Origin of the sequence: Sphaerisporangium perillae (assembly GCF_023276435.1) — a bacterium.
GTDB classification, from domain to species: Bacteria; Actinomycetota; Actinomycetes; order Streptosporangiales; family Streptosporangiaceae; genus Sphaerisporangium; species Sphaerisporangium perillae.
Window position 1 is genome coordinate 1 of the sequence record NZ_JALLPO010000119.1, and the last position, 617, is coordinate 617.

Annotated in this window: 1 protein-coding gene; it reads left to right on the forward strand. The window is 69.7% G+C overall.

Features of this window, described 5'->3' with window-relative positions; all coding sequences use genetic code 11:
* The coding region (locus MYF83_RS42270; protein ID WP_248966455.1) for a transposase at nt 1-418 on the forward strand (418 nt) is incomplete at its 5' end.
* Between the last annotated feature and the right edge of the window lie 199 nt (nt 419-617).

Below are 617 nucleotides of genomic sequence, written 5' to 3' on the forward strand. Positions count from 1 at the left end.
CGGGCAGGTGAGCTGCCCGAACCAGGTCACGACCGAGATCCGCCGGCATGGTGACGGCGGCGGAGTCGCCGCGTTCGGCGCTGCCTGCGCCTCCTGCCCGCTGCGTGAGCAGTGCACCACCGCCAGGAACGGCCGCGAGATCAAGATCGGGCCGCATGAGGAGCACCTGGCCCGGGGACGGGCAAACAGCACCGATCCAGGCTGGCCGGCCCGCTACCGGGCCACCCGGCCCAAGGTCGAACGCAAGATCTCTCACCTGATGCGGCGCCGGCACGGAGGCCGCCGCGCCCGGGTCCGAGGCGTCACCAAGATTGATGCCGGCTTCTCGCTGCTGGCCGCCGCGGTCAACCTCGCGCGCCTGGCCATACTCGGCATCGTCTCGACTCCCAGTGGAGCGTGGGCCACGGCAGCACCGTGACCAGGAAAACCCTCCTGAGGAGGGGCCTGGGCGAGGCTGTGACCGCCGCTGACGGGCCTGTGGATAACTTCACAGGCCCGCACAAGACCGGCATATTTCTGCCGTGACCACGGCCGCGCGATGCTCAGGCACGGTCCAGCTCAGCCAGCTCGCCCGAAAACGGTCGGCTGGGATGCCCCACTTAACACCAGCCTCCTAG